General features: G+C 50.0%; 12 tRNA genes. All 12 read left to right on the plus strand.

What is annotated here, in order from left to right:
- The 12 genes from BLR79_RS08785 (at position 1) to BLR79_RS08840 (ending at position 1,083) form a co-directional block, all read left to right on the plus strand.
- Positions 1 to 74, plus strand: a tRNA-Arg gene (locus tag BLR79_RS08785).
- Between the two features lie 12 nt (positions 75 to 86).
- Positions 87 to 160, plus strand: a tRNA-Pro gene (locus tag BLR79_RS08790).
- A 6-nt stretch (positions 161 to 166) separates the two neighbouring features.
- Positions 167 to 239: transfer RNA gene (locus tag BLR79_RS08795), tRNA-Ala, on the plus strand.
- A gap of 34 nt (positions 240 to 273) precedes the next feature.
- Positions 274 to 347, plus strand: a tRNA-Met gene (locus BLR79_RS08800).
- A 12-nt stretch (positions 348 to 359) separates the two neighbouring features.
- Positions 360 to 433: transfer RNA gene (locus tag BLR79_RS08805), tRNA-Ile, on the plus strand.
- A gap of 28 nt (positions 434 to 461) precedes the next feature.
- A tRNA-Ser gene (locus tag BLR79_RS08810) sits at positions 462 to 551 on the plus strand.
- A 12-nt stretch (positions 552 to 563) separates the two neighbouring features.
- A tRNA-Met gene (locus tag BLR79_RS08815) sits at positions 564 to 636 on the plus strand.
- Between the two features lie 3 nt (positions 637 to 639).
- Positions 640 to 712: transfer RNA gene (locus BLR79_RS08820), tRNA-Asp, on the plus strand.
- 9 nt (positions 713 to 721) lie between these two features.
- Positions 722 to 792: transfer RNA gene (locus BLR79_RS08825), tRNA-Gly, on the plus strand.
- Between the two features lie 14 nt (positions 793 to 806).
- Positions 807 to 880 (plus strand) — tRNA-Ile (locus BLR79_RS08830).
- A gap of 22 nt (positions 881 to 902) precedes the next feature.
- Positions 903 to 991: transfer RNA gene (locus BLR79_RS08835), tRNA-Ser, on the plus strand.
- A 20-nt stretch (positions 992 to 1,011) separates the two neighbouring features.
- Positions 1,012 to 1,083: transfer RNA gene (locus tag BLR79_RS08840), tRNA-Glu, on the plus strand.
- The last annotated feature ends 1 nt before the right edge of the window (position 1,084 follow it).

Below are 1,084 nucleotides of genomic sequence, written 5' to 3' on the forward strand. Positions count from 1 at the left end.
GCACCCTTAGCTCAATTGGATAGAGTGTCTGACTACGAATCAGAAGGTTACAGGTTCGACTCCTGTAGGGTGTATATAAAGTTTATCGGGAGTTAGCTCAGCTTGGTAGAGCACTTGGTTTGGGACCAAGGGGCCGCAGGTTCAAATCCTGTACTCCCGATATGACGGGGACTTAGCTCAGCTGGGAGAGCGCCTGCCTTGCACGCAGGAGGTCGAGGGTTCGATCCCCTTAGTCTCCATTTTTCAATTTAATATATATCCTTATACTATTGTGGCGGCGTAGCTCAGCTGGCTAGAGCGTTCGGTTCATACCCGAAAGGTCATGGGTTCGATCCCCTTCGCCGCTATACTTTCTTACCGGACCTTTAGCTCAGTTGGTTAGAGCAGACGGCTCATAACCGTCCGGTCGTAGGTTCGAATCCTACAAGGTCCATTACTTAATGGCTGTAGGTTTGTATGATGGAGGATTACCCAAGTCCGGTTGAAGGGAACGGTCTTGAAAACCGTCAGGAGTGTAAAAGCTCGCAAGGGTTCGAATCCCTTATCCTCCTTTTTATAGTTATCGCGGAGTGGAGAAGCTGGCATCTCGTCGGGCTCATAACCCGAAGGTCGTAGGTTCGAATCCTACCTCCGCAATTAGGTCCCGTGGTGTAGTGGTCAACATGCCTGCCTGTCACGCAGGAGATCGCCGGTTCAAATCCGGTCGGGATCGTATATTTATGCGGGTGTAGTTTAGTGGTAAAACTACAGCCTTCCAAGCTGTTGTCGCGAGTTCGATTCTCGTCACCCGCTTTTTAATTAAATATGGGCCTGTAGCTCAGTTGGTTAGAGCGCACCCCTGATAAGGGTGAGGTCGGTAGTTCGAATCTACTCAGGCCCATTGAAATATCTTTGGATATTTTGGGGAAGTACTCAAGAGGCTGAAGAGGTACCCCTGCTAAGGGTATAGGTCGCTCTTTGCGGCGCGAGGGTTCAAATCCCTCCTTCTCCGTCATTTATATATATAAACAAGGCCCCTTGGTCAAGCGGTTAAGACACCACCCTTTCACGGTGGTATCACGGGTTCGAGTCCCGTAGGGGTCAT

The sequence above is a fragment of the Dolosicoccus paucivorans genome (genome assembly GCF_900100125.1).
Classification (GTDB): Bacteria; Bacillota; Bacilli; order Lactobacillales; family Aerococcaceae; genus Dolosicoccus; species Dolosicoccus paucivorans.